The sequence below is a fragment of the Pantoea sp. JV6 genome (assembly GCF_025910055.1).
Taxonomy (GTDB): Bacteria; Pseudomonadota; Gammaproteobacteria; order Enterobacterales; family Enterobacteriaceae; genus Pantoea; species Pantoea agglomerans.
Window position 1 is genome coordinate 1 of sequence record NZ_JAPCIM010000026.1, and the last position, 1,554, is coordinate 1,554.

Consider the following 1,554-nt stretch of genomic DNA (forward strand, 5'->3'; position numbering starts at 1 on the left):
CCAGCCGGTCGGGGCGGAGTTCACGGTGAACACCACCACAGCGGGCGACCAGATCACGCCGCAGGTTACCGTGCTGTCAGATGGCACTTTCCAGGTGGTATGGAGCACGGATTCCGGTGCGCATATCAAGGGTCAGGGTTATACCTACAGCTATGACGGTGCGGGTAACGTAAATGGTCTGGTGGCTGATGGCACAGAGTTCAGCGTTAACACCGGTACCACGGCAAGTAAACTGACTGAACCAGCCATTACCTCGCTGGAAGATGGCGGCTATCTGGTTGTATGGCAGGCAAGCCTGAACGGTAACTGGGCGATTTACAGCCGCCAGTATGATGCAAACGGCACGCCGGTCACGGCGGAGACTGTGCTGATTACGACTTCGCTGAGCGTAAACGGCGTGCTGGGCTTTGGCGCTGACTGGGAGCCGCTGCCGTCTGTTACGTTACTGAAAAATGGCCAGGTCGCTATCGCCTATACCGTTAAAGGTACCGGGTATGACGCTGGCGTGTCGATCTACGATCCTTCACTGCATGAGGTAACCGGCAGCTTCGTAGCGAACCAGACCCTGACTAACAATCAGGCATCACCTGCAGTAAGCGCGCTGGATAACGGCAACTACGTGGTGACCTGGGACTCTAACGATACCAGCGGACCGGATCAGAACGGTTACAGCGTCTGGGGCCGCATCTATGCGGCAGACGGTACGGCGCTGACCAGTGAGTTCCTGATCAACACGGCAACAGCAGGCGATCAACATCTGGCGAAAGTCGTGAGCCGTCCTGATGGCAGTTTCGTTGCGCTCTTTATGTCTGCAACAGATACGGCACCGGGTGCAGGTACCAGCGGCATCTACGCGCAGTACTTTGATGCAGCAGGTAACAAAGTGGGCCAGCAGATGCAGATCCATCAGCTGACCTATGGCGAGCAGGTTGAAGTCGATGCGACCTTCCTTGCGGGCGGTCAGCTCTACGTGACCTGGACTGACAAAGGTGTGGGTGACGGCGAAGGCTCGGCGATTAAAGGACGCGTTGTGGATCTGGTTGAAACGCTGGGACTGGAGCAAATGACGCCGGACAACAACGATCCGACGACCATTGACTATCAGCCTGCGACGACACCAGCGTCGAGCGACACCGATGTACTGCCGCCGAACGTGGGTCTCTCTACCAATACTAAGGAGACTCTGGGTGGCCAGACCGAAGCAGGCGCTACTGTTATCGTGACGAATGCGGCTGGAACGGTTTACTCCACGGTGGCAGATGCTGAGGGTGTATGGAGTATTGTACCTAACCCACTCAGTGTCGGTGAAAACGGAACGCTCTCGGCTATTGACGCGGCAGGTAACCAGAGCCAGCCAGTATTGATCTCCGGAGCCGCACTGAGTGCTTACGATCTGCTGAATGAAAGCGCGCAGGTGAATACCACTACCACAGGCGATCAGCTCAACCCGTCGGTCACCCGGCTGGCGGACGGCCGCATCGTGGTGACGTGGCAGGGTGACGGCACCTCCGGCACCGAGGTTTACATGCAGCTGTACGAGGCAGACGGTGTGCA

1 protein-coding gene is annotated in these 1,554 nt (G+C 57.5%); it reads left to right on the top strand.

The window, feature by feature from the left end; genetic code table 11:
• Window positions 1–1,554: Ig-like domain-containing protein (locus OK412_RS22595; RefSeq protein WP_264353622.1), on the top strand; the 1,554-nt coding region annotated here is incomplete at both ends.